We start from the raw sequence: 26,427 nt of genomic DNA on the forward strand, positions 1-26,427 counted from the left end.
AGAATCGTCATGCACAGTGATAACTTTTTGTAATAATATGATTTGCGCTTAAATTGTAGTCGGTAAGTTAATTGATTAGACGGAAGTGCCTAAGATGAGTAAACATTACGATTATATTGCAATTGGTGGTGGCAGTGGTGGTATCGCCTCCGTTAACCGTGCAGCCATGTATGGGCAGAAATGCGCCCTGATTGAAGCAAAAGCATTAGGTGGAACATGTGTTAATGTGGGGTGTGTGCCGAAAAAAGTGATGTGGCACGCCGCGCAGATTGCGGAATCTATTCATCAATATGGCTCTGATTACGGTTTTGATACAACAGTAAATCATTTTGACTGGAAGAAATTGATTGCCAGCCGTTCTTCCTATATCGATCGTATTCATATGTCGTATGAACGTGTGTTGGGTAACAATAAAGTGGATGTTATTCAGGGATTCGCACGTTTTGTTGATGCAAAGACAATTGAAGTAAATGGCGAAAAAATTACGGCTGATCATATCTTGATTGCGACGGGTGGTCGTCCAATGTTCCCTGCTATTTCCGGTGCGGAGTATGGTATTGATTCAAATGGTTTCTTTGAACTGGATGAAATGCCAAAACGTGTTGCAGTCGTAGGTGCAGGCTATATCGCTGTGGAAATTGCGGGTGTTTTAAATGCATTGGGAAGTGAAACCCATCTTTTTGTTCGTAAACATGCGCCATTACGTTCTTTCGATCCGTTGATTGTCGATACGTTGTTGGAAGTTATCAAAAATGAAGGGCCGACATTGCATACGGAAGCGATACCGAAAGCGGTGATTAAAAACGCTGATGGCAGTTTGACGCTGCAACTGCAGGATGGCCGGGTACAGACAGTTGATACGCTGATTTGGGCGATTGGACGTGAGCCAGTGACGGATAATCTGAATCTGGCGGCAGCAGGTGTTGAGCTGAATGAGCGAGGGTGCATTCAGGTCGATAAATACCAGAATACGAATGTGAAAGGTATTTATGCCGTGGGTGATAACACGGGAGCGGTGGAACTGACGCCGGTTGCGGTTGCAGCAGGTCGTCGTTTATCGGAACGCCTGTTTAACAATAAGCCGGAAGAACATTTGGATTATACCAATGTGCCAACAGTCGTATTCAGCCATCCGCCAATTGGCACTGTGGGTTTAACAGAACCACAGGCAAGAGAGCAATATGGTGATGGCCAGGTGAAAGTTTATACATCATCATTTACCGCGATGTATACCGCTGTGACAAGATATCGTCAGCCATGTCGTATGAAGCTGGTTTGTGTGGGTAAAGATGAGAAAATTGCAGGCATCCACGGTATTGGTTTCGGTATGGATGAGATCCTGCAAGGCTTCGCAGTTGCCCTGAAAATGGGGGCAACGAAAAAGGATTTTGATAATACGGTTGCAATCCACCCTACTGCGGCAGAAGAGTTTGTGACGATGAGATAGCGAGATGATGTAAAGAATCTTGTTTATTTCTGAAAAGGCCAGAATCGTTCTGGCTTTTTTATGGATAATTTTCTCCTAAAACCCAGAATACTTATAAGTAGGACTATGATGCTGGCACCTTCCTATAGGCTACCAGTGATGGATCTTGTAACCTTTTAACCAAGTATTGGACCCTGTAAATAAATTTATGTAATTGCCTATCTTTGCTTGCCAGGAAACATATCTTGGTTACTTTTTTGGAGATTCACTGTACGATATTTTATATTTCGTTCTGTACCTCAATTATCTATCTCGGTTCGAGAAAAGATGGTCTGCGGAGCATATTGAGAATCATAAAAAATGAGGTAATTGCTTTGTTGTTAATTGCCAGATGATCCCTCTCTCTTTCAGCATTTTTTTATTTTTATTGATGATTAGGTATTTTTTTCGCTTTTTCTTATTATTGGACATTGAGGGAGTGCTCTGTTCCATTGTTGTACAGTCATAAAATGTACTTCAAAAGCTTTTTTCCATCCTCGTTTTGGGCCTTTTACCCAATCGGTATGCCAGAGTTTGTGTTGTAAACCAAAAAGTTCGGCAGGTTGTAATGATGATAAACCAATAAGAGTGATATATCGCATGGCTTTGTCTACTACGCCTTGATCTAAACTGAGATAGATTAAACTATCACGTAGTTTAGGAAATAAATCGTTATTAATAAGTTCGTCGCTTTGTAGCTTATGACGGAACTTTTTCTGTTCTTTTTCTTTACAATTGTCAGGGATCATTCCATTTTCAGGATCTTTTATTTCTATTAACCAAAGGTAGTCTGACCATTCGACTACAAAATCGACAGATTTCAGTAAATGGCTGAGACCATGTCCCTCAGAACCTTCTTTGTCTAGTTTTCTTACTGATTGCGCTTTAGAAAAATCGAAAGACAGATCACCTTCAATCCACTCAGAATGCATTTGTGCTGTCATCTTGCATCCCCTAATGAATTTTGAATTTCAAGGTCATACAGACGTAAATATTCATCAGCAATCTTATTGGGTGTCACATCCTTATATTGTTCAAACATATGTTTTATCACACCATCTTGTTTGGTTTTTTCTAGCGCAAAATAACGTATAGGGGTGTTTTGCTGCTTGGCAAATTCCAGTTCTTTCAAAAAAGCATAGTTATGTGTTGCAACGAAGATTTGTACACCACGTTCGGCGAGCATTACGAGTATTTTCGCGACATTCCGCATTAAAGAGGGATTAAGATTAGCTTCTGGTTCATCCCAGAACAGGGTGTTATTACTGAAGAGAGAACCATTATGAATGAGTTGCCAAATCAGCGCCAATTTACGATGACCTTCAGCGATCAACGAAATTTCTAATTTAGAATTCCCCGAAGTTAACTGGAACTCTTCTCCATGAAGACTGACACGACCCCCCACTGTTTTACGAATTAATTCCAGCAAGGGTTGCTCATCTTTAAGTGGCATTCCTTTGCGGGCAGGTAGGTAAGCCTGTTTTACGATGTCGTAATAGATTTCTTCAAATGCCAGTTCATATTTGTCGTATAGTGAAATAAACCCAGGCGCAAAGGACAATACTTCTTTTACGGGAATAAAAACAGGCTCATTAGATAAATTAAGTTGACCTTCTACCTCAAAGTTATTATGACGTGTATTGTCGAACTTAAGGGTAAGCGTGTTTTCAAACCGACGTGAAGTAATATTGACCAATGCGCTGGTCGAGCCTTTTTTGCGTGCTACTAGTCTGGAAACGTTACCACCACTTGGACGAAAGACATTCGCGATTTTCTGTCTTAACTTATCTTCATTGTTCCCTTGTTGTTGCACGCAATATAACAGCTTCATTAAATGGGTTTTACCGGTTCCATTTTCACCGATAAAGACGTTTATTCCGGAAACAAATTCAAACTTTGCCTGCTTAAAGGCACTAAAATTTGTTAATTCTAAAGTGGTAAACATGGCGCACTCCTACCTGGCTGTTTTTGTAAGAGTAATGGCTTTAGTATGACTGAGCAAGTCGCTACACTTGCCCAATTTTCGCTTACAAATTTCATTTACAACTGGAAATCACAACCCCGGTGCTTTCCACAACGAAGTTGTCAGCCCATCATCCACCAAATGCAGTTGATCCGCATATACTGTCTGCCAGTCTTTCTTCGCTTTCTGGTAAACCTCTCGGTGGCTGAAGTTCGGTTGATATTCCCGTTCCCAACGCACCAGTTTTTCCCCTGTTTCTGGCATGGAATCGTACAACGAAACCCCGACGCCGGCTGCAATAGCACAACCTAATGCTGTCGCTTCCTTGACAACCGGAACCCTTACGGGTAATCCGGTTACGTCGGAGAGAATCTGGCTCCAGAGTTTTCCCTTTGAACCACCGCCTGCAAAGACCAGCGAATCTGGCTGTACGCCTGAGAATGCTGCAACCATATCGAGGTTACAGGCTGAAACGATAGCGGCATTTTCCTCTAATGCCCTGAATAGTGTTGCTTTGTTGCATTTTTCCGGATCAATCGACAGGTTGAGGAACGAGGGAGCAGCGTGATACCACGATTTAAAGCGCATGACATCGGAGAAAATGGGCATCACACCATATGCACCGGCAGGAACTCGCGCTGCCATTTCTTCCAGCAGGTTGTAGGCATCAATACCCAGACGTTCTGCCATCAGTTTTTCTTCCGCGCAGAAAGCATCACGGAACCAACGCATGGTGAGGCCGGTGAAGAAACTGATGGATTCTGCTTGCGCCATACCGGGGATCACGTGAGGATTGATACGGATGTTCATGTTGGGATCGGTCATCGGCTCTGGCAGGTTAACCACCTGCTGCCAGAATGTGCCGCCAAGTACCGCAGTCTGGGCAGGTCTGACGACACCAATACCGAGGCAACCGAGCTGGACATCACCACCGCCCATAATAACCGGTGTACCGCTATTCAAACCGCACTCGGTTGCCGCTTTGTCTGTTACGTATCCAAGTAAAGTACCGGTTTCTTTAACTGGGGAGAGGATATCGGAACGCAATCCCGCCATTTCGAGCAGGTTTGGGCGCCAGTCGCGGCTCACCAAATCCAGCATGCCCGTTGTCCCTGCATTGGAAGGATCAACGGCCAGTTCACCACTCAACATATAAGCCAGCCAATCGCTGATCATCGTCAGGGTACTGGCTTGCCGATAAATATCCGAACGGTGATGGGCAAGCCACAACAGACGAGGCATTGCGCCCAATGCTAAGGTCTGGCCGGAATAACGATAAACATCATATTCAAACGTATTGTTGTACAACTCCTTCAGTTCACTGACTTCATGACTGGAACGGGCATCTACGTTGGCACATGCCCAGATGGGATCACCGTTGCGGTTGTAAAGGACGATACCTTCCCGCATTGAACAGGCTGCAACACCCTGAATCGCACTGGCGGGTAGTTCCGCTTTTTGCAGTGCCTGCCGGATACATTGGCAGGTTAGTTGCCAGTTGTTTTTCAGGTCAAATTCCATTGAGCCTGCGACATTCGGCACTGGTTGGTGAACCCATTCCGCTTGCCCAACAGAGATTTGATTTCCTTCCAGATCAAATATTACTGCACGGATACTGCCTGTTCCTGCATCAAGCGCCATCAGATATTTCCCTGATGGGTGAGCATGAGTGCGTTGGTTCATGATGCTATCCTCGTTTGTCGTTATCTTACTTAGCCTACTGGTTGTTGATTACTGACTACGATATGGCACAGGGGATATCCCCTATCCTGTTGGGGATAAATGAGTAGACGATCACATCAGCATAGCCCTTGCGGTTTTTTCTTCCGTGACCAGCGAACTGATATAGCCCCCTTTCAGTGTGGCAACAATAGCTTCGGCTTTTTCAATACCACCAGCGACACCAATCACGTTCGGAATAGTTTTCAGCTCTGACAAGGTAAGGCCAATCAGTTCCTGATGAATGTCGATATCACCGACCAGTTCCCCTTCGGTATTGAAAAAGTGGCCGAGAATATCTCCTACGGCCCCTTTGCGGCCAAACATCAGTTGTTCCCCATCACTGATATAACCGGAACGCATAATCGTCGCCTGTTGTCTCTGGTTGATTGCCCCAATGCCTACTACTGCGATATCGGCGGCACAGGCGGTCAGTATCACATCCCGCACACTGCGTTCTTCGCGGAATGTTGTGGCGACTTGTTGGGTTGATGCCCTCAGTGGAGCAGGAATGATACTGACAGGGCAATCTGCATCAAGCTGGCCAATACCTGTCATATAAGGGCCAACACCACCCGATAGCGTCACCAGCCGGATCTGTTGGGAAGAAATAAAGCCGCTCAGATGCTGCAAAGTACACATGGGGGCTTCACCAAAACCAATAGCCAAAAGTTGGTGAGGTTCAATCAGTGACATCAACAGATGAGCGGCTCCGGTGCCTAGCCGGGTATTCAGATTAATCCCTTCAAGGTCTGGCATAACGCGCACTTTATTGAGGTTAAAACGTTTTTTAAGGGTATCCTCCAGCTCCAGACACCCTTCATAGCGTGAGTTGATCTGAACATGGATCACACCGGATTTCCGCCCTTTTTCCAGCAAACGGGAAACCTTAAGGCGGCTCAGGCCAAGCAGTTCACCGATGTCCCCTTGTGTCAGACCATCGTGATAGTAAAACCAGGCAACACGTGCCAGTAGTTCTTCTTCACTCATGCTGTTTCCTGGATAATAAAACTCCCCGGATGACACGTCTTTCTCTGATACTGATTTTTTCTTGTTTGATTTGATCGTCATAACAACTTCTTTAATCCCCTGGAAAAGAATTAAGCATGAAAGCCTCTGATGTACCAGAGGTATGCCGCAAAAAATTGAACATATTTTAATGAAGATCTAACTTTTTCACAAAATGTGATCGAAATATTGCAAAAAATTCAGATTATGGATTAGAGTCATGAACAAAAGTTTTTATAAAAAATAAATGTTCACATTGGTATTGGGGTTAAGTATCCGGGATTAGAAACGGAAACAGCAATACAGCAATAAGGTACAGCAGCGAAAATCATATAAACACCCTGAGGTAGCGTGATGTCACAAAGCAATTCCGCTAATAATTCATTGCAAAAACATTCATCGCGCAAACATGCTGCCAATACACCACCACTTCTGGCTGTCCGGGGGATCAGTAAGCAATTTTCCGGTTTGGTGGTATTGAAACAGGTCGATTTCACTCTGATGTCAGGACAGGTTCATGCTTTGCTGGGAGGAAACGGGGCAGGTAAATCGACGCTGATGAAAATCATTGCGGGCCTTGAACAGCCGGATGCAGGGGCACTGATATTGGCAGGGAATACCATTAACCATCTGACACCAGCCAAAGCCCATCAGTTAGGTATTTATCTAGTACCGCAGGAACCTTTGTTATTTCCCAACCTTTCTGTTCAGGAAAATATTCTGTTCTATCTGCCTAAACACCAAGCCAGTAAAAGCCGGATGCAACAATTGTTGATGCAACTGAATTGCCGGTTAGATCTGAATGCACCTGCGGGGAGTCTGGCTGTGGCAGATCAGCAGATGGTGGAAATCATGCGTGGTCTGATGCGCAATTCCCGTATTTTGATCCTTGATGAACCGACGGCTTCTCTGACTCCTGCGGAAACAGAGCGATTGTTTGAACGGGTACGGGAGTTGCAACAGCAACAAGTGGGGATCATCTTTATTACCCATAAATTACCTGAAATTCGCCAGCTTGCTGACTATGTCAGTGTTATGCGGGATGGAGGAATTGCACTCAGTGGGCCGACTGCGGATTTTTCGACTGAAATAATCATTCAGGCAATTACGCCGGAGGCAAAAGCTTCTGTATTAACAGAAACGCAGAAACTATGGTTGGACGCCGATAATCATTTATCCGATAGCAATATTCAGTCTCCGGTGCTCGAAGTGGTTTCTCTGTGTGGCGAAGGTTTTCGTAATATCAGTCTGACCTTGAAGGCCGGAGAAATTGTTGGCTTGGCAGGCGTTGTTGGCGCAGGGCGTACAGAACTGGCGGAAACGCTATACGGATTGCGGCCTATTGTGAGTGGCGGGATCTGTTTGCGCCAACAGATACTCAACCGACTGGATACAGCAGCACGGTTGCGATGTGGTTTGGTTTATCTGCCGGAAGATCGACAGGCATCGGGATTGTTCCTTGATGCTTCCCTGAGCTGGAATGTTTGTTCACTGATCCACAACCAAAGCACGTTTTGGGTTCGTCCCGCTTATGATACCGCAGTGCTTGAGCGTTATCGCCGGATGCTCAATATTCGTTACAGTCATGCCAGCCAACCTGCGCGTACCCTGTCAGGCGGGAATCAGCAAAAAATTTTGATCGCCAAATGCCTGGAAGCAAAGCCAGCCGTTTTGATTATTGATGAGCCGACACGTGGTGTTGATGTCGGCGCACGTCATGAAATTTACCAACTGATCCGTAACATTGCCAGCCAGCAAGTGGCAGTTCTGCTTATTTCGTCTGATCTTGATGAGGTCGTACAGTTGGCGGATAGGGTATTGGTTATGCACCACGGAGAAATTTGTGGCCACCTTGATAAATCCAGCATGAGTGTGGATGCGATTATGCATCTTTCTTTTGGTGAGCAGCAAAATGGTGAGAGGGCATCATGCTGAGGTTTATCCAAAACTTTATCCAGAATAATCGTGAAGTCACCGCGCTGATTGCCATTTTAGGTTTGTTTTTCCTGTTAAGAAGTCTGGAGCACCATACTTTCAATTTCCAGACCATCATGATGATTTTCTCCAATGCGCAAATCCTGATGTTATTGGCAATGGGGGCAACGCTGGTGATGCTCACCCGCAATATTGATGTCTCTGCTGGTTCAACAATGGGGCTGAGTGCTGTCGTATTAGGAATGTCACTCAATGCGGGTTTTCCATTGCCGGTAGCTTGCCTGATAACACTATTGACTGGTGTGACGGCAGGTTTGGTAAATGGTGTGCTGGTGGTATGGCTGAAAATTCCGGCCATTGTCGCGACGTTAGGTACGCTAGGTTTGTATCGTGGTTTGATGTTGTTGCTGACAGGTGGTAAATGGATTGAGGGGTTACCTGCGGATGTGAAAGCGCTTGCTAACCCAATCTCATTTGGGATTTCTCCCATTGGATGGTTGTTGATATTGCTGGTTCTGGCAATGACGTGGATGTTGAGGCTGACTGATTTTGGTCGTGGATTCTATGCCACAGGCGACAACCTGCAAGGTGCCCGTCAGCTTGGTGTGCCTATTAGTCGTATCCGTATTACAGCCTTTGCTGCTAATGGCGTAATGGCGGCGTTGGCGGGCATTGTATTTGTCGCCCAGATTGGTTTTATCCCAAATCAGACGGGGAACGGGCTGGAAATGAAAGCGATAGCCGCCTGTGTTTTGGGGGGAATCAGCTTGCTCGGTGGTATGGGAACGGTGACAGGAGCAATTTTCGGTGCTTATTTTCTGACGCAGATAGATAGTGTGCTGGTATTACTCAGACTGCCGGCATGGTGGAACGATTTTATTGCTGGTCTGGTTCTGCTGGCAGTGTTGGTATTTGATGGCCGATTGCGTAGTGCCGTTGAAAAGAATTTACGTCAGCAACGTTATGCCCGTTTCCTCAAGCCAGACAATAATTCTGTCAAAGATTCAGCAGAAGAAAACAGGAGGCCGTCATAATGAATGTGATTAAAAAGCATGGACAGCAACGTCATGGCTGGGAAGCTGCTCTTGTTGTTCTGTTGATCCTGGAAATTCTGCTGTTTGGCATGGCAAATCCGCGGATGCTGGATATTAATGTATTGCTGTTCAGCACCAGCGATTTTATCTGTATTGGTATCGTCGCTTTACCGTTAACGATGGTCATCGTCAGTGGCGGGATTGATATCTCGTTTGGGGCGATTATCGGCTTATGTGCCATTGTATTGGGGATTATGCACCAGGCCGGGCTACCGATGGTTGTTGTTCTCCCTTTGACGCTGATTGCAGGTGTGCTCTGTGGTTTGATTAATGCAGGGCTGATTTTTTACACCGGCGTTAATCCTCTGGTTATTACCCTTGGGACAATGTACCTGTATGGTGGTAGCGCATTATTACTGTCCGGGTTATCGGGTGCGACAGGTTATGAAGGCATTGGCGGTTTTCCGGCTGCATTTACTGATTTCGCTAACCTGACATTGCTGGAACTGCCTGTACCGTTAGTTATCTTTATTGTTTGTGTCATCGGGTTTTGGCTGTTTATGCACCGTACTCACCGTGGACGCAATGTCTTTCTGATTGGGCAAAATAGCCGCGTTGCCCGTTATGCTGCCATTCCCGTCAATAAAACACTGTGTCTGTTGTATGCCTTGACGGGTTTAGCTTCTGCGCTGGCTGCGATTATTCTGGTGTCTTATTTCGGTTCAGCTCGTTCTGACTTGGGCGGTTCGTTCCTGATGCCAGCTATCACTGCGGCGGTGTTGGGGGGAGCTAATATTTACGGCGGTTCCGGTTCTATCATCGGCACGGCATTGGCTGTCCTGCTGGTGGGCTATTTGCAGCAGGGGCTACAGATGGCGGGTATCCCAAACCAGATATCCAGTGCGTTATCTGGTGCTTTGCTGATCATAGCTGTGGTCGGGCGCTCTGTCTCACTGCATCGCCATCAAATTCGTGATTGGTGGCAACGTTGGCGGGCTACGGTTTTTCAATGAGCTATTCCTGAAATAGAAAAGAGTGGAGACAGGCATGAAAACATCAATAGTTACAATACCAATGGTTAAAACACCAATAGTAAAAAAACTGGTTTTGGCAAGTGTGTTAAGTCTGGTATGTGCTTCCTGGGCACAGGCTGCTGACAAGATTGCATTTATTCCGAAGCTGGTTGGTGTCGGGTTCTTTACCAGTGGTGGACAAGGAGCACAGGTTGCGGGTAAAGACCTGGGGATTGATGTTACTTACGATGGCCCGACTGAGCCAAGTGTGGCAGGGCAGGTACAGCTCATCAATAACTTTGTTAATCAGGGTTACAACGCGATTGTGGTGTCGGCAGTATCACCGGATGGTTTATGCCCGGCTCTGAAACGTGCCATGCAACGTGGTGTGAAAGTGTTGACCTGGGATTCAGACACTGTGCCGGAGTGCCGCTCCATCTATATCGATCAGGGAACGCCAAAACAACTGGGCGGAATATTGGTGGAAATGGCTGCCAATCAAGTGAAAAAAGATCATGCAGCGAAAAAGGATAAAACAAAAGTCGCGTTTTTCTACTCCAGCCCCACGGTGACAGATCAAAACCAATGGGTAAAGGAAGCGAAAGCCAAGATTGAAGCGGAATATCCTGACTGGGAAGTTGTGACTACCCAATTTGGTTATAACGATGCCGCTAAGTCTTTACAGACTGCGGAAGGCATTCTGAAAGCATGGGGAGATTTGGATGTGATCATTGCGCCTGATGCCAATGCGTTGCCTGCGGCGGCACAGGCGGCGGAAAACCTGAAACGTAAGGATGTGGCGATTGTCGGATTCAGTACGCCGAATGTGATGCGCCCTTATGTAGAAAACGGCACAGTCAAACAGTTCGCCCTGTGGGATGTGGTGAAACAGGGCAAGATAGCGATTCATGTTGCCAGTGAAATGTTGAAAAAAGGCAGTTTGAATGTGGGGGATAAATTGGTTATTTCTGATATCGGTACGCTTGAAGTTTCACCGAACAGCGTTCAGGGATACAGCTATGAAGCGAAAGGCAATGGCATTGTTGTCATGCCGGAGCGTGTGATTTTTACCAAAGAAAACATTAACCAATACGACTTCTGATTCATATCCAATAGATTTCGCGTTGTAACCTTCCGGAGGGAGAAATGGCAGATTTAGATGATATCAAAGATGGTAAAGATTTTGGCATTGATACACCGCAAAAGAACACATTATTTGAACTGAAAGGCTGCGGTGCGTTGGATTGGGGAATGCAATCCCGTTTATCGCGGATTTTCAATCCTGCTACCAATAAAACGGTGATGCTGGCATTTGACCACGGTTATTTTCAAGGGCCGACGACAGGGCTGGAACGTATCGACATTAATATCGCTCCACTATTTGAACACACTGATGTGCTGATGTGTACACGCGGTATTTTGCGTAGTCAGGTTCCGCCAGCGACAAATAAACCGGTAGTACTGCGTGCATCCGGTGCGAATTCCATTTTGACTGAACTTTCTAATGAAGCCGTTGCAGTAGCGATGGAAGATGCGCTGCGGCTGAATGTCTGTGCAGTAGCGGCGCAGGTCTATATTGGTTCAGAATATGAGCACCAGTCTATCAAAAACATTATCAAGCTGGTGGATCAGGGAACGCGCTATGGGATGCCAACCATGGCAGTGACCGGTGTTGGCAAGGATATGGTTCGTGACCAACGTTACTTCTCTCTGGCAACCCGTATTGCGGCGGAGATGGGGGCGAATATCATCAAAACCTATTATGTCGATAGCGGTTTTGAGCGGATTGCAGCGGGTTGTCCTGTACCGATTGTTATTGCGGGAGGCAAGAAACTACCTGAGCTGGATGCGTTAATGATGTGCTATCAGGCGATTGATCAAGGTGCATCCGGTGTTGATATGGGGCGTAATATCTTCCAGTCAGAAGCGCCGGTAGCTATGTTGAAAGCCGTTCAGGCGGTTGTACATCACAATGAGAAGCCTGCTCAGGCTTATGAATTGTTCCTGAGTGAAAAAGCGAAGGGAGAATAATATGCACGTCACATTAGTGGAGATTAATGTCAAGGCTGACAAGATCGACGAATTTATCGAGGTATTTCGTGATAATCACCTTGGTTCTGTTAAAGAGCCGGGTAATCTGCGGTTTGATGTATTACAGGATGAAAAAATCCCGACCCGTTTTTATATCTACGAAGCTTATACCGATGAAGCCGCAGTCGCAGCGCATAAGAAAACTCCGCATTACCTGCGTTGTGTTGAAAAACTGGAAGCACTGATGAGTGAGCCACGGAAAAAGACCACATTTATTGGTTTGATGCCGGAAGTGAAGTAAGAAAAGATCACGCAGGAACAACGCCCTTAAGCTCATTATCGGGGCGTTGTTCGGTTAAGGGAAAATAGCGTGATACACCTGCATGTGTACTATCCTATACTTGTAATACAATTGTCACCGTATGAGGATTGATTATGAGCATGATCCAGGTCCGGGTTGATGAAAAACTACCATTTTATGAAGTGTCACTGATTGTAGCTGAAAATGATGATGACGAAGATATCTGAGATATCGTTAGAGAACTATCAAAAATCCAGCTAAGCGTATTTGGGCCATCGCAATAGGCAAATGAGGAAATTCAATAGCCTACGAGATAGCGAAAAAACGCCTTGATATATAATGTCATCTCTTAATTTTGGATATTTATTCACAAAGCTAATTCGTTTTCTTTATCTTGTATTGAATCAATCGCAGTAGCGATTGCTTTCAGACTACGCTGAATATCTTCTTCTGTTGTCGCCCAGGAGGTTACACTAATACGAATAGCCTCTCGTCCTTGCCATGTTGTTCCTCCAAACCAGCACTCGCCCGACTGTTGAACATGTTGCAACATGGCGCGCTGTAAATCGATATCTGGCAAACAAGCAACTACCTGGTTAAGGACAACTTCATTGAGAATTTTAAAACCGAGTGATTTCAGACCTTCCGCGAACATTCTGGCGTATAGACAGCAGCGATCAACCAGCGCTTCGATCCCCTGTGCACCCAATTCTGAAATTACAGCCCATACTTGAACAGATCTAGCTCTGCGAGAAATTTCTGGCAACATGTCTTTCGTTTGCCATACATCTGCTGTTGCAAGATAAGATGAAGAAGATATCATCACCTTTCTTAATGCTTTCTTATGACGGACAATACAGATCCCACAGTCGTATGGGGTATTGAGCCACTTATGAGCATCAACAGCCCAAGAGTCGGCTTCTTCAATCCCCTCAACTAATGCAGCTTTTTCCCTTGATGCCTGTGCCCATAATCCAAAAGCACCATCCACATGTACCCAACCACCAGCCTGTTTTACTTGAGGAATAAGCATGCGGAAATTATCTGCATTGCCAGAGTTAATATTTCCTGCTTGTAACACTAGAATTGTTTTGGATGAAAATGTCGGAACGGCACTCTCAATGATCCGTCCTTGATTGTCACATGGAACGGCGGTGATCTGTGAACGCCCAAAGCCAAGTAATCTCAATGCCTTCAAAACGGATATATGGATTTCTTCAGATAAAACAATTTGCAATTTAGGTACATTTTGCAGACCACATTCTGCAATGTCATAACCTAGTTTCTGGTATAGATGTTGCCGTGCTGCGGCTAAGGCGCTGACATGAGATATTGTTGTCCCATTTACAAAACCGATAAAAGCATCTGGTGGTAATTTCAAAAGTTCTAAGACCCAGCGTCCAGCGACTTTTTCTAATTTATCCGTAACAGGTGAAGATATTTCTGTTATACCTATTTGGTCCCAGGCACTGGTTACAATGTTGGCTCCCATAGAAGCAGGCGTTGATCCGCCGACAACTAATCCAAAATATCTGCCGCCTGTTGATGCTACAGTTGCTGGTGAGCCATATTTATGGAGCCGCTCAAGTACCTGTTGGCTGTCAGTACTATATTGGGGTAAGGGGCCATCAAGATTTTGCAGCGCTAACAAAGCCTCAACGTTGGGAAAAACTCGTTGATTTCTAATTTCACTTACATAGTCGTACGCGATTTCAGTTGCGACTTTAACCGCAGATAACGAAGCTTCACGAATATAATTTTTCATAACGAATTCAACTAAGTAATTTTTAAGAAGGACGGACAGCTGATATAGCCAGCATTTTTCTTGTCAAAGAAAAAGGTACTGTGATTTATAATCAACTGACCTAAACAGGAAAATACCAGATTTTCAGTTTAAAAAAAGCGAGTTTTTCACTACATTCTATTGCTAAGTCATTTAATCAAAGTACATCAATCAGTTGTGGATTATTTTACTACTAGCTAGGGCGTGTTGACGTTTGATGAAGAGAATTTGAACGGCATGATAATTTGGTATCCTTGTTTTCGCTAAAAAACCTTTAACCAGAACTCTCATGCCACGACTAATGTTATCAGAGCCTGTGTGGGATAAGTTATCCGTATTCATACAACAAAGTCGGCTTGTCTATCATAAACAAGAACATCGGCTGGTCTTTTAAGGGCTCCTTTTTCGAATGAGAACAGGGATATCGTGGCACGAAATTACGCCAGCACATTGGTACAGGTGTTTGTCATGATATGGTTACCGATGTGGGTTGAGTAAGTAATGAATATAAAACGTCAACACGCCCTGGCCTGACTTGTAATTACTGATAATTTTATAACCTCGTTTCTGTTGAGACGGCCAATAGAAGCCACTGAGCAATAAACTTCGCCACTTCTTCTGGCCGATTAATATCAAGTTGTGGCAGTGAGGTAGCCAGCGGAATATCGCTGGCAATCGCGATCACATGGGGATCAAGCAGTTCCTCAAAGGAGTGATTCAACCCATGCCGATACAGGGCGATTTTGGGAATGGCTTCGTCCTTGAAACCCTCAACCAGAATTAAATTCAGTGAATCTGCCTCAAATCGGCTGGCAAGATAGTGCAGATCCAATTCAGGTAATTCAGGCGTTTCTGTCATCAATGCCCAACGCTGCTGGCTGGCAACCAATGTTTGTGCTGCACCGGCCTTACGCAGTTCGTAACTATCCTTACCCGGTTTATCAACATCCATATTATGGTGAGTATGTTTGATCAATCCCACACGTATTTGTTGCTGACATAACAGAGGAATGACCTGTTTAAGCAGGGTTGTTTTACCGGTTCCACTGTAGGCGGTAATTCCCAGTAATGGCAGGTTAGGTGGGAAGGTACTTTGACTCATGCTGACTCCCGAAGACATTCCCAATGCTGGCATTGCCAGTCTTGGCATTCTTCTGGTGTATTCAAATTGGTGAAGGCTGTGGGATTAGGGATATAGACCGCTTTTGCTTTAATCATCTGCATAAAGAACATCAGCTTTCTGTCTCCCAACGCAAGATAGCTTTCTAATCTGGGTATCAGGCTACGGTGCATCAAAGCCAATGTCGGATGAGCACGTTCGCAATCATGTACATAAGCTGCCCATGAATGTTGTTTATAGCGCCAGAGTTTTGCCACTATGTCATCAGGGAAATCCGGCACATCACAAGGGACAAACATAACCCATTCATTAATCGCTTTCTTCAATACCGCCAGCATTCCTGCCAGTGGCCCAGAAAAATCAGTGATAATGTCCGGTATAATCGGATAACCACTCTGCTGATAAACTGACTGATTACGGTTGGCATTAATCAACAGCTCATGAACTTGTGCCTGCAATTTTGTTGCTATGTGTTGGTATAGTGGTGTGCTACCAAATTGTAATAGTCCTTTATCATTTCCTCCCATGCGGGTGGATAGCCCTCCAGCCAGAATTGCACCACTGATTTTTGGATACGTCATGTCAAATCACCTGATACTTGGTTATGAAATATTTTATATTTGGTTATATAACCTTTGTAAATCAATGCCTAACAATACATTACAGGAATAACAGAGTATAACTCTTACTTTTGTTGACAGACCAATTTTTTCTCTCAATCATTATTCTTGTTGTAAGAACTCTTATAGGTGCTGGCTGAGGACTGTACACACAAGGTATGATTATTAAAGATTGATGAAAGAGAGAACTGAGTTGTGACGGAAACAATGGCTTTTAATTTCCAAAATATTACGCCGGACTTAATAATGGATGCTTTGGTACAGTCTGGCTTGTATGTTGATTCTGGCTTGACTGAATTGAATAGCTATGAGAACCGAGTTTATCAGTTTATGGATGAAAACCGTAAACGTTATGTCGTGAAATTTTATCGGCCGCAACGTTGGAGCCGGCAGCAGATTCGGGAAGAACATGAATTTGCGCTGGCATTGCAGCAAGCAGATTTACCGGTTGCTGCGCCGATGGTCATTGATGGGCAGACGGTATTGGAGTATGGCGGGTTCTTTTTTGCCATTTTTCCCAGCGTAGGCGGACGGCAGTATGAAGCTGATAACTTTGATCAGTTGGAAGATGTAGGGCGATTGTTGGGTAAAATGCATCAAGTCGGTTACCAGAAAACATTTTCTGCCCGTCCAACCATCAGTCTCAATGAATATTTATACCAGCCATATCAATATTTGGCGGAATGCGAGCTCATCCCCGGTAGGCATAAAGCCGCTTTCCTTACTTCGCTGGATAAACTGAACAAAGCTGTAGAAGCGCAATGGAATGTTGATTGGCGGGTATTACGGCTGCATGGCGACTGTCATGCTGGTAATATCCTGTGGCGTGATGAGGCATGGTTTGTCGATCTTGATGATGCCCGCAATGGCCCGGCTATTCAGGACTTATGGATGTTACTGAATGGTTCACGGCAGGAAAGATTGATCCAATTGGATATCCTGCTTGAGTCATATGGTCAATTTGCAGAGTTTGACCTGAAAACACTGGCACTGATAGAGCCACTGCGAGCAATGCGGATGGTCTATTATCTGGCGTGGGTTGCTCGTCGCTGGCAAGATCCGGCTTTTCCAAAAGCGTTTCCGTGGATGGCTGATAGTGACTTCTGGCATAAGCAGATAAATCTTTTTTCTGAACAAATCCGGTTGTTACAGGAACCACCCTTACAGTTAACCCCGATGTATTAATTTTTCTGGAGAACACGATGAAAAAATTTTGGCTCGCATTGGTGGGAGTGTTTATGGCATTTAATGCCAGCGCTTCTGGCTTTTCTGAAGGCAAGCAATATGTTGCATTAAAAGATCCTGTAGCGGATCAACCCCAGGTTTTAGAGTTTTTCTCTTTTTATTGTCCACACTGTTACCAGTTTGAAAATATTTATCATGTGCCTGGTACGATTCAGAAAAACCTGCCTGCTGGTGTCACCCATGAACGTTACCATGTCGATTTTCTGGGGCCTTTGGGTAAAGATCTGACAGATGCCTGGGCTGTTGCTATTGTTATGAAAGTACAGGATAAAGTAACGCCGATTCTATTTGATGGTATCCAGAAAACTCAGACTATCAGCACTAAGGCTGATATTCGTAATGCTTTTATCAAAGCGGGCGTTCCGGGTGAAGAATATGATGCAGCATTAAATAGTTTCATTGTGAAATCTGTGGCAGCTAAAGAACGCCAGGCGGCTCAAGCTTTGCAGCTACAAGGTGTTCCGGCAACTTTCGTCAATGGCAAATATATGATTAATAACGGCGGAATGGATGTTAAATCTTCACAGGACTATGCCAAAAAATATTCTGATGTTGTGAATTATCTGGTAACAAAAAAATAAGCAGTCACTATTATATAAAATGATACAAGTATTGTGCCTGTTACTATAAGACAGGCACAATACTTACTGAAAACTGCCTTTCATAACATAAACTCTGGTTATATCCACAAGTCAGTGATTTGTAAGTAGTTGCAATACTTTCATAATATTTGACGTAATTCATTGATTTTTACCCTCAGTTATTCCTTTTTAACATGGATAAACATAAATCTGTTTTATGTGCCAATTTTTTGTGCACAAAGTTATCCACAGCTTATTTTTCAAAGTATTTGTCAGGACATACAGAGGATATTGGTAACAGGACGAGAAAATTATCGCAAAATTCGTCTATGACAGCACAGTATGGCATTCTATTCTTTATTCATACTACAGAACGACGAAGACAATTTTATGGTACAGATAGCAGACAATCCCCTGATTTTGGTTGATGGTTCTTCATACCTTTATCGTGCATACCATGCTTTCCCTCCTCTGACAAACAGTGCAGGCGAACCGACAGGCGCCATGTATGGTGTGCTGAATATGCTGCGCAGTTTAATCCTGCAATATAAACCTAGTCATGTGGCGGTTGTATTTGACGCCAAAGGCAAGACGTTCCGTGATGAATTATTTGCTGAATATAAATCTCATCGTCCACCGATGCCGGATGATTTACGTGAGCAGATTGAGCCGTTGCATAAAATGGTCAAGGCAATGGGGCTGCCAATTTTGGTTGTGCCGGGGGTTGAAGCAGATGACGTCATTGGTACATTGGCGTTGCAGGCAGAAAAAGAGGGGCGCTCAGTTCTGATCAGCACAGGCGATAAAGACATGGCTCAGTTGGTGACACCTAATATCACGCTGATCAACACCATGACTAACACCATTTTGGGGCCGGATGAAGTCATTGAAAAATATGGTATTCCACCGGAATTAATCATCGATTTTCTTGCATTGATGGGGGATTCTTCCGATAACATTCCTGGTGTACCGGGGGTTGGCGAGAAAACGGCGCTAGGACTGTTACAGGGTATTGGAGGGTTGAATGAGATCTACGCCAGACTTGATGAAATTGTGGCACTCAGTTTCCGTGGTGCAAAAACGCTGGGTGGAAAAATGGAGCAGCATAAAGAGGTTGCTTATCTCTCTTATCAGTTGGCGACCATTAAAACCGATGTTGAGCTGGATAAAACCTGTCTGGATCTTACGGTTTCCGCACCTGATAACGATGAATTATTGGCACTGTTCGGTCACTATGAATTTAAACGCTGGTTGAGCGATGTACAAAATGGCAGTTGGTTAGAAAGCCGTCCGTCAGAGAAAAACGGGCAAAAGTCAACGACCAGCACGACGAATAAATCCACAGCAGCCAGTACACCTGCCGTAGCCAATATTTCTCCCGAAAGCTACCAGACTATTCTTGACCAGAAATCTTTTGATGAATGGATTGGGAAACTGAAACAGGCACCAGCATTTTCATTCGATACTGAAACAGACGGACTTGATACTTTAACTGCTAATCTGATTGGAATGTCTTTTGCTGTTGCAGTGACCAAATCTTCAGAGGATGAATGCAATGTTGAAGCCGCTTATCTGCCGTTGGGACACGATTATCTGGACGCGCCACAACAGTTGGATCTGCATGAAGTGCTTACAGCACTGAAACCGCTGTTGGAAGATGCCAACCTGCCTAAGATTGGTCAGAACCTGAAATTTGATCGCGGTGTACTGGAACGCCACGGTGTGGCATTGAATGGTATCGTTTTTGATACGATGCTGGAATCGTATGCCCTGAACAGTGTTGCAGGGCGGCATGATATGGACAGTCTTGCTGAGCGTCATTTGGGATATAAAACCACGACTTTTGAAGAAATTGCGGGCAAAGGTAAAAAACAGCTAACTTTCAACCAGATCCCATTGGAAGAAGCGGCAAAATATGCTGCGGAAGATGCAGATATCACCTTACGGTTGCATCAGGCTATGTATCCACAGATAGAGAGTGTATCGACACTGAAAAAAGTTTTTCAGAACATCGAAATGCCGTTGGTTCCTGTACTTTCTCGCATAGAACGGACAGGGGTTTTGATCGATGCCAACACGTTGGCGGAACATTCGAAGGAGATTACAGCACGTTTGCTCGAACTGGAAAAAGCCGCTTATGAGTTGGCTGGAGAAGAGTTCAATCTTGCTTCACCTAAACAATTGCAGGTCATCTTGTTTGAAAAGATGAATCTGCCTGTTTTGAAAAAAACGCCGAATGGTGCACCATCCACGAATGAAGAAGTGCTGGAAGAACTGGCGGAAGATCACGAGTTACCCAGAGTTATTTTGGAACACCGCGGGCTGGCAAAACTGAAATCCACTTATACCGATAAATTGCCGCTGATGGTCAGTCCGCTGACTCAACGTGTTCACACTTCTTATCATCAGGCAGTGACAGCAACCGGGCGTCTCTCTTCCCGTGATCCGAACCTGCAAAATATTCCTGTTCGTAACGAAGAAGGGCGACGAATTCGCCAGGCATTTATTGCACCAGAGGGTTATCGCATCATGGCTGCGGACTATTCGCAGATTGAATTGCGGATTATGGCGCATTTATCAAAGGATAAGGGATTATTGGATGCTTTCGCACAAGGCAAAGATATTCACCGTGCTACGGCCGCAGAAGTCTTTGGGGTGCCACTGGAGCAAGTTACCAGCGAACAGCGCCGTAGCGCAAAGGCGATTAACTTTGGTCTGATTTATGGCATGAGTTCGTTTGGTTTGTCCCGCCAATTGGGTATTCCGCGTGGGGAAGCTCAGCGTTATATGGCTCTCTATTTTGAGCGTTATCCGGGTGTACGGGAATATATGGAGCGCACTCGTCAACAGGCTGCTGAGAACGGATTTGTTGAGACGCTGGAAGGTCGTCGTCTGTATCTGCCAGATATCAAATCGCGCAATACCATGCGTCGTAAGGCTTCTGAGCGTGAGGCTATTAATGCCCCTATGCAGGGAACGGCGGCAGATATTATCAAATTGGCTATGATAGCGGTGGATGATTGGATCGTCACTGCACAACCGAATGTGCGTATGATTATGCAGGTTCATGATGAATTGGTGTTTGAAGTACATGAATCAGAGGTGGCTGTCGCGGAACAGAAAATCAGAGAGTTGATGGAGAAAAGTATGCAGCTTGATGTCCCTCTGAAAGTTGATGTGGGGGTAGGGGAGAATTGGGATCAGGCCCACTAATCTTTATTGAATAATTTTTATGAAAGCCACAGCCTATTAAATGCGCTGTGGCTATCTTTTTTATGCCGTGAAGAGGCGTGAGACAAGAATTTCGGTTAGATTTGAGATTAGATCCAGAACCCACAAATATGTAATTAAACTACAAGAAAAATGGTGTAATGCCGGAGATCGATCACATAATTGTGGCTGAATCGAGGTATTAAGTGAAAATTAATTACAAAAAAATCTTTTGTTGATAAAAAAAATAGGGTAAAGTTGTCGGCGTAGGGTACAGAGGTAAGATGTTCTATCTTTCAGACCTTTTACTTCACGTAATCGGATTTAGCTGAATATTAGCTGCCCCAGTCATTCTCTTTTGACTGGGGCATTTTTTTATTCCTTTCACTTAACTCGCAACCTATTGGGTATAGCGCGACTTACGATTGTTGCAGAAGATGGGAGGGGAAAAGGTGGAAATTACTCCACCTCAATATTGGGCTGGCTGAACCAGTTATTAAGTTTCTGTTCAAGTTTATCTATGCCGATTTTTTTCAGAGCAGAGAAATATTCGATCTGAATATCACCTTCCAGCCGAGCCAATTCCTGACGTACTTTGTTTAATTGGCTTTTGCGTGCCCCTGATGCCAGTTTATCGGCTTTGGTCAGTAGTATCATGACTGGCACCTGCATCACGACCGCCCATTCAATCATTTGCATATCCAGATCTTTTAGTGGATGACGGATATCCATCAATACCACCAGCCCTTGCAAGCATTCACGTTTCTGGAGATATTCGCCCAATGCTCTCTGCCACTTGAGTTTCATTTCTTCCGGTACTTGTGCATAGCCATAACCCGGTAAGTCAACGAGACGTATGCCTTCTTCCACCTCAAACAGGTTAATCAACTGAGTTCGTCCGGGAGTTTTACTGGTACGGGCGAGGCTTTTTTGCCGGGTCAGTGCATTCAGCGCACTGGATTTACCGGCATTTGACCGACCGGCAAACGCGACCTCAATGCCCACATCTTGAGGCAGGTGGCGAATGTCAGGTGCACTCGTGACAAAGTGGGTCGTATGATAGTTGTAGTTTTTGATGGTCAAAATGGTTATCTCCCTGCGGAATACACGAAAAAACAGCGCGGTGATTATACCGAGAGCAACGGCTTGTGGACAGGTGTAACTTTATCTTGATGTTTCTATGACGATATTTTTTTGCTTTTTGACTAAAATTATTTTTGCCTAACGTAGTAAATAATCTTCTGCAATTTCTTCTTGCCTAATATGTATGAAAGCACACCAAGATAGACGCTATTCCAAAAATAAACTCTGTCCAGAATATGAGAATATAATATCTATTTAGATAGATATTCTTCAGCAAAACTCATAATTACTCGTAAAAGTTGGTAAATCTTTGCAACTTAGCGCTATAGGGAATTACACTTAATAAGTTTTATGGGTTTTGTTATTGACCTCAAGAATAAAGGAACCATCAATGTTTAAACGTATTTTTGTGTCACTTATGACGGCATGTGCCATCAGTGTGATCGCTGCTCCAGCATTGGCTGCCGAAACTCACGTGAAGCTGGTGACATCAGCAGGTGAAATCGAGCTTGAACTGGATAGCAATAAAGCACCGATTACCACAAAGAATTTCGTTGAGTATGTGAATGAGGGTTTTTATAACAATACAATTTTCCATCGCGTCATTCCCGGTTTCATGATCCAGGGAGGGGGCTTTACAAAAGATATGAAACAGAAAGTCACCAAAGCCCCAATTAAAAATGAAGCCGATAATGGATTGCGTAACCTGCGTGGAACAGTTGCGATGGCGCGCACCGCAGATAAGGATAGTGCAACCAGTCAGTTTTTCATTAATGTGACTGATAATGCTTTCCTTGACCATGGTCAGCGTGATTTCGGCTATGCCGTCTTTGGTAAGGTAGTGAAAGGGATGGATGTGGTTGACAAAATTTCTCAGGTCAAAACAGAAAATGTTGGGCCTTACCAAAATGTTCCTGTGAAACCAATTGTGATCCTTTCTGCAAAGGTTGTTTCCCAATAAACTTGATGAGAAAACTACGTTTTTTGGCCTGAAAGATAGAGAATGAGACGGTATTTGCCTATTATTGCACCTTTTTGAAGTTTCAGGGGGGTAAAGCACCGTCTCCCTCTTTCATCCCTTTATCGTTTCCGCATGAAAAAGACCGCACTATGAATATGTGCCGTTATCTGGCGGTAATCCCTGCCCCTATTTTAAAAATGCCTATGTGGTATGATGAGTGTCCCGCTACCATTGGTGCTGCTTTACCTAATTTTATCGTGATACAGAACGCATAATGTCCAATAGGACAACGCAATATATAAAACTATAAAAATCAGTAGGATGAACTCCTATGTTATTAATAATAGATAACTACGACTCTTTTACATTCAATTTATATCAATATTTTTGTGAGTTGGGGACGAGTGTTTTAGTGAAGCGTAATGATGAATTACAGCTTGAAGATATCGAGAAATTGGCACCGACTCATTTAGTGATCTCTCCGGGGCCTTGTACACCAGATGAATCTGGGATCTCGCTGGAAGCTATTTCGCACTTTGCCGGGAAATTGCCAATTCTGGGGGTGTGTCTCGGACATCAGGCGATTGGTCAGGCTTTTGGCGCAAGTGTTGTTAAAGCCCGTGAGGTGATGCACGGAAAAACCAGTTTAATTCACCATAACCAGCAAGGTGTATTTAAGGGATTGAATCGTCCGCTGACAGTTACCCGTTATCACTCTTTGGTCATCGCCGCAGAAACGTTACCTGCATCCTTTGAAGTGACGGCATGGAGCCAGCATGATGGTAATGTGGATGAAATAATGGGAATACGCCACCGTACTCTCCCCTTGGAAGGCGTGCAGTTCCATCCGGAAAGCATCCTGAGTGAACAAGGGCATGAACTGTTGAATAATTTTCTTAAATATTAACGAAGAACGATTTAATCCCTCTTTTTGGCTGTTGTTTACGGCCATTTTTTATGAAGCGCCTGTGAGCAGGTTATATCACTAATTTATGCACCAGTAGGTTTCATTTTTTTAAGGGATGAGAGAAGCAGAAGGATGGAAAGCAAAAAGCCAGTGCTCTATGGGCTGCACTGGCCTAATTCAAGCGCAATTTCAGGAACTAGCGGGTTCCATAAACGACAATCGTTTTGCCGTGCGCAGAGATCAGGTTTTGATCTTCCAGCATTTTCAGAATGCGGCCGACTGTTTCACGGGAGCATCCGACAATCTGCCCAATTTCCTGACGTGTAATTTTGATTTGCATACCATCAGGATGGGTCATTGCATCAGGCTGTTTGGCCAGATTGAGCAATGTCTGTGCAATACGACCTGTCACATCCAGAAATGCCAGGTTTCCAACTTTTTCCGATGTTGTTTGTAAGCGGCTTGCCATCTGAGCGGATAAACGCATCAGAATGTCAGGATTAACCTGAATTAACTGGCGAAATTTCTTATAGGAAATTTCAGCTACTTCACAGGCGCTCTTAGCTCGCACCCATGCAGTACGCTCTTGCCCTTCTTCAAACAATCCAAGTTCACCAATGAAATCCCCCTGATTTAAATAAGAGAGGATCATTTCTTTACCTTCTTCATCTTTTATTAGAACAGCAACTGAACCTTTAACAATGTAGTAAAGCGTTTCTGCTTTCTCGCCTTGATGAATAAGCGTGCTCTTGGATGGATATTTGTGAATATGGCAGTGTGACAAAAACCATTCAAGAGTAGGGTCTGTTTGTGGCTTGCCGAGAACCATTCGCTTTATCCTCTGTTGTTATTTCCGCCTTTATATTCTGAGAAACTGACAGTTTCTCATCAGGCTGGCTTTATAAAGTCAATAGATTAACATATTAACTTGCTGAAAAACTGACAAGTAAGAATTTTATATAGGTTTATAAGGATGCTAACATATCGGTGTAGTCATCCAGACCCATAAAACCTGCCAGCTTCGCTTGTAACTCTGTTTGTAACACAGGAAAACATTTCTGTCTTCTTCTGTATCGCTTCAGCATATAAAACCAGTTAACAAATTACCAGAAATCTGTTTGCACAACATCATTTACTACATTTTCATTTATAAATAGGTGAATAGTTGGTGTTTTGTCACAGGTAACATTATTTTTTGTTACCTGTGTTATTGATAATTAACTTGTGCTTAATTCAGGAAATTTTTTTACCTTCCAATAATTTTTGAACTAACGGAGCCATAATTAACTCCATTGCCAGTCCCATTTTTCCACCCGGAACGACGATAGTATTTATACTGGAAATAAACGAACCCTGGAGCATGGCCAGTAAATAAGGAAAATCGATTTGGCTCAGACCACGGAAGCGGATGACGATAAAACTTTCGTCTAGAGAAGGAATGGCTTTGGCGGAGAAGGGGTTGGAGGTATCAACAGTAGGAACGCGTTGAAAGTTGATGTGAGTGCGGGAAAACTGTGGCGTAATATAGCGAATATAATCATCCATTGAACGAACCACGGAATCCATAACCGCTTCCCTTGAATGCCCGCGTTCACTGGTATCGCGAATGAGCTTTTGTATCCATTCAAGATTGACGATGGGAACAACGCCAATCAGCAGATCAACTAATTCGGCGACATTGTATTGCGGAGTGACAACACCACCGTGTAACCCTTCATAAAACAGCATATCGGTGTTTGATGGCAGCGATTCCCAGGGCGTGAATGTACCCGGTATTTGGTTGTAGGGAACGGCTTCATCATAAGTATGCAGATATTTCCGCCAGCGTCCTGTACCTGTTTCCCCATATTCAAAGAATGTCTTTTCCAGCATATGGAAATCATTGGCTTCTGGCCCGAAGTAACTGATGTGCCTGCCTTGTTCTTTTGCTTTACGTATTTCTGCGTCCATTTCAGGGCGGGTATAACGGTGGAAACTATCCCCTTCGATAAGTGCGGCAGTGATGCCGAGTTGTTGGAAAATCTTGCGAAATGCCACACTGGTGGTGGTTGTTCCGGCTCCGCTGGAGCCGGTTATGGCGATGACAGGGTGTTTGGCAGACATAAGAACAGACTCCTTATCATAAAAAGTTGGGATGAGCTTTCTCGTCATCAGCAGTATTAGGCTAATAAAACAAACAGATGTTGAATGAAATGCTATTGAGCCGGAAATGATATGAAACTATGGACGGAACATCTCCTTAGGCATGATATTGACAGTCTCATGCAATTCAGACCAAACCAGCAGGACTTCACCTCGCTCAAGCTGGCGTTTTACATCCTGTACTTTTTGTTCCAGTGTTTTTTCAAGTTCACCGTAATCGGTGCCTTCCCGCAAGACAAAACTTTCGATCAAGTTGAGTAGAGTATCGGGTTCTACTTGTTGCCACGGGATAATCATTGTGGTCGC

The 26,427-nt window shown here is 44.3% G+C and carries 24 protein-coding genes and 1 pseudogene; 14 read left to right on the forward strand and 11 right to left on the reverse strand.

Annotated features, from left to right (window positions below):
• The first annotated feature begins 94 nt into the window (after positions 1 to 94).
• A complete protein-coding gene (gorA, locus tag BDD26_RS07135; protein WP_115826004.1) occupies positions 95 to 1,447 on the forward strand; it encodes a glutathione-disulfide reductase in 1,353 nt (450 codons plus the stop codon).
• A gap of 413 nt (positions 1,448 to 1,860) precedes the next feature.
• On the opposite strand, the gene BDD26_RS07140 is transcribed toward gorA, so the two are convergent.
• From BDD26_RS07140 to lsrR, 4 genes are all read right to left on the reverse strand, one after another.
• Positions 1,861 to 2,409 carry a hypothetical protein gene (locus BDD26_RS07140; protein ID WP_115826006.1) on the reverse strand — a complete coding sequence of 183 codons (549 nt, stop codon included), beginning with the start codon at positions 2,407 to 2,409 and terminating at the stop codon, positions 1,861 to 1,863.
• On the reverse strand, positions 2,406 to 3,410 hold the full coding sequence (locus BDD26_RS07145; protein ID WP_038269507.1) for an AAA family ATPase: 1,005 nt from the start codon (positions 3,408 to 3,410) through the stop codon (positions 2,406 to 2,408). The genes BDD26_RS07140 and BDD26_RS07145 overlap by 4 nt, the downstream gene beginning before the upstream one ends.
• Before the next feature lie 108 nt (positions 3,411 to 3,518).
• A complete protein-coding gene (gene lsrK / locus BDD26_RS07150; RefSeq protein WP_170140383.1) occupies positions 3,519 to 5,111 on the reverse strand; it encodes an autoinducer-2 kinase in 1,593 nt (530 codons plus the stop codon).
• Positions 5,112 to 5,222: 111 nt separating this feature from the next.
• The gene (gene lsrR, locus BDD26_RS07155; RefSeq protein WP_115826008.1) at positions 5,223 to 6,218 is read right to left on the reverse strand and encodes a transcriptional regulator LsrR; all 996 of its coding nucleotides are present in this window, start codon (positions 6,216 to 6,218) and stop codon (positions 5,223 to 5,225) included.
• Positions 6,219 to 6,509: 291 nt separating this feature from the next.
• Between lsrR and lsrA the strand changes: the two genes are divergently transcribed.
• From lsrA to lsrG, 6 genes are all read left to right on the forward strand, one after another.
• The gene (gene lsrA / locus BDD26_RS07160; RefSeq protein WP_115826010.1) at positions 6,510 to 8,090 is read left to right on the forward strand and encodes an autoinducer 2 ABC transporter ATP-binding protein LsrA; all 1,581 of its coding nucleotides are present in this window, start codon (positions 6,510 to 6,512) and stop codon (positions 8,088 to 8,090) included.
• A gap of 5 nt (positions 8,091 to 8,095) precedes the next feature.
• On the forward strand, positions 8,096 to 9,124 hold the full coding sequence (lsrC, locus tag BDD26_RS07165; protein WP_099119336.1) for an autoinducer 2 ABC transporter permease LsrC: 1,029 nt from the start codon (positions 8,096 to 8,098) through the stop codon (positions 9,122 to 9,124).
• Positions 9,124 to 10,137: an autoinducer 2 ABC transporter permease LsrD gene (gene lsrD / locus BDD26_RS07170; protein ID WP_115826012.1), complete on the forward strand. Its 1,014-nt coding sequence runs from the start codon at positions 9,124 to 9,126 to the stop codon at positions 10,135 to 10,137. Before lsrC ends, lsrD begins: the two co-directional genes overlap by 1 nt.
• Positions 10,138 to 10,198: 61 nt before the next feature.
• Positions 10,199 to 11,239 carry an autoinducer 2 ABC transporter substrate-binding protein LsrB gene (gene lsrB, locus BDD26_RS07175; RefSeq protein ID WP_115827513.1) on the forward strand — a complete coding sequence of 347 codons (1,041 nt, stop codon included), beginning with the start codon at positions 10,199 to 10,201 and terminating at the stop codon, positions 11,237 to 11,239.
• Between the two features lie 44 nt (positions 11,240 to 11,283).
• Positions 11,284 to 12,168: a 3-hydroxy-5-phosphonooxypentane-2,4-dione thiolase gene (gene lsrF / locus BDD26_RS07180; RefSeq protein ID WP_115826014.1), complete on the forward strand. Its 885-nt coding sequence runs from the start codon at positions 11,284 to 11,286 to the stop codon at positions 12,166 to 12,168.
• Between the two features lies 1 nt (position 12,169).
• Positions 12,170 to 12,469: a (4S)-4-hydroxy-5-phosphonooxypentane-2,3-dione isomerase gene (gene lsrG, locus BDD26_RS07185; protein ID WP_038269496.1), complete on the forward strand. Its 300-nt coding sequence runs from the start codon at positions 12,170 to 12,172 to the stop codon at positions 12,467 to 12,469.
• Positions 12,470 to 12,836: 367 nt separating this feature from the next.
• Here lsrG and BDD26_RS07190 read toward each other — a convergent pair whose 3' ends face one another.
• Positions 12,837 to 14,234 (reverse strand): pyridoxal phosphate-dependent decarboxylase family protein, encoded by a 1,398-nt coding sequence (locus BDD26_RS07190; protein WP_115826016.1) that lies wholly within the window; start codon positions 14,232 to 14,234, stop codon positions 12,837 to 12,839.
• Between the two features lie 307 nt (positions 14,235 to 14,541).
• Here BDD26_RS07190 and BDD26_RS19725 point away from each other — a divergent pair.
• Positions 14,542 to 14,643, forward strand: a pseudogene (locus tag BDD26_RS19725) (IS5/IS1182 family transposase); the annotation flags it as partial.
• A gap of 162 nt (positions 14,644 to 14,805) precedes the next feature.
• On the opposite strand, the gene mobB reads toward BDD26_RS19725, so the two are convergent.
• Both mobB and mobA read right to left on the reverse strand, forming a co-directional pair.
• Positions 14,806 to 15,354 carry a molybdopterin-guanine dinucleotide biosynthesis protein MobB gene (gene mobB / locus BDD26_RS07200; protein ID WP_038269493.1) on the reverse strand — a complete coding sequence of 183 codons (549 nt, stop codon included), beginning with the start codon at positions 15,352 to 15,354 and terminating at the stop codon, positions 14,806 to 14,808.
• Positions 15,351 to 15,953, reverse strand: coding sequence for a molybdenum cofactor guanylyltransferase MobA (mobA, locus tag BDD26_RS07205; protein WP_038269491.1), 603 nt, complete (start codon positions 15,951 to 15,953; stop codon positions 15,351 to 15,353). Before mobA ends, mobB begins: the two co-directional genes overlap by 4 nt.
• Before the next feature lie 246 nt (positions 15,954 to 16,199).
• Between mobA and BDD26_RS07210 the strand changes: the two genes are divergently transcribed.
• From BDD26_RS07210 to spfP, 4 genes are all read left to right on the forward strand, one after another.
• Entirely contained in the window at positions 16,200 to 17,177 is a 978-nt protein-coding gene (locus BDD26_RS07210; protein ID WP_115826018.1) for a serine/threonine protein kinase, read from the forward strand.
• Between the two features lie 17 nt (positions 17,178 to 17,194).
• Positions 17,195 to 17,818, forward strand: a complete 624-nt coding sequence (dsbA, locus tag BDD26_RS07215; RefSeq protein WP_115826020.1) for a thiol:disulfide interchange protein DsbA — start codon at positions 17,195 to 17,197, stop codon at positions 17,816 to 17,818.
• A gap of 390 nt (positions 17,819 to 18,208) precedes the next feature.
• Positions 18,209 to 21,031 carry a DNA polymerase I gene (gene polA, locus BDD26_RS07220; RefSeq protein ID WP_115826022.1) on the forward strand — a complete coding sequence of 941 codons (2,823 nt, stop codon included), beginning with the start codon at positions 18,209 to 18,211 and terminating at the stop codon, positions 21,029 to 21,031.
• A 281-nt stretch (positions 21,032 to 21,312) separates the two neighbouring features.
• Entirely contained in the window at positions 21,313 to 21,360 is a 48-nt protein-coding gene (gene spfP / locus BDD26_RS20915) for a small protein SpfP (RefSeq protein WP_438361642.1), read from the forward strand.
• A 127-nt stretch (positions 21,361 to 21,487) separates the two neighbouring features.
• Here the strand turns inward: spfP and yihA are convergent, their stop codons facing one another.
• A complete protein-coding gene (gene yihA, locus BDD26_RS07225; protein WP_038269483.1) occupies positions 21,488 to 22,111 on the reverse strand; it encodes a ribosome biogenesis GTP-binding protein YihA/YsxC in 624 nt (207 codons plus the stop codon).
• Positions 22,112 to 22,502: 391 nt separating this feature from the next.
• Between yihA and ppiA the strand changes: the two genes are divergently transcribed.
• Together ppiA and BDD26_RS07235 are read left to right on the forward strand one after the other, a co-directional pair.
• A complete protein-coding gene (gene ppiA / locus BDD26_RS07230) occupies positions 22,503 to 23,072 on the forward strand; it encodes a peptidylprolyl isomerase A (RefSeq protein ID WP_038269481.1) in 570 nt (189 codons plus the stop codon).
• Between the two features lie 331 nt (positions 23,073 to 23,403).
• On the forward strand, positions 23,404 to 23,979 hold the full coding sequence (locus BDD26_RS07235; RefSeq protein ID WP_038269479.1) for an aminodeoxychorismate synthase component II: 576 nt from the start codon (positions 23,404 to 23,406) through the stop codon (positions 23,977 to 23,979).
• A gap of 196 nt (positions 23,980 to 24,175) precedes the next feature.
• On the opposite strand, the gene crp is transcribed toward BDD26_RS07235, so the two are convergent.
• The 3 genes from crp to BDD26_RS07250 all read right to left on the reverse strand — a co-directional run bounded on the left by crp (position 24,176) and on the right by BDD26_RS07250 (position 26,418).
• Positions 24,176 to 24,808 carry a cAMP-activated global transcriptional regulator CRP gene (crp, locus tag BDD26_RS07240; RefSeq protein ID WP_004240730.1) on the reverse strand — a complete coding sequence of 211 codons (633 nt, stop codon included), beginning with the start codon at positions 24,806 to 24,808 and terminating at the stop codon, positions 24,176 to 24,178.
• A gap of 404 nt (positions 24,809 to 25,212) precedes the next feature.
• Entirely contained in the window at positions 25,213 to 26,082 is an 870-nt protein-coding gene (locus BDD26_RS07245) for a phosphoribulokinase (RefSeq protein WP_038269476.1), read from the reverse strand.
• Between the two features lie 117 nt (positions 26,083 to 26,199).
• Positions 26,200 to 26,418 carry a YheU family protein gene (locus BDD26_RS07250; RefSeq protein WP_115826024.1) on the reverse strand — a complete coding sequence of 73 codons (219 nt, stop codon included), beginning with the start codon at positions 26,416 to 26,418 and terminating at the stop codon, positions 26,200 to 26,202.
• Between the last annotated feature and the right edge of the window lie 9 nt (positions 26,419 to 26,427).

This window comes from Xenorhabdus cabanillasii (assembly GCF_003386665.1).
Classification (GTDB): domain Bacteria; phylum Pseudomonadota; class Gammaproteobacteria; order Enterobacterales; family Enterobacteriaceae; genus Xenorhabdus; species Xenorhabdus cabanillasii.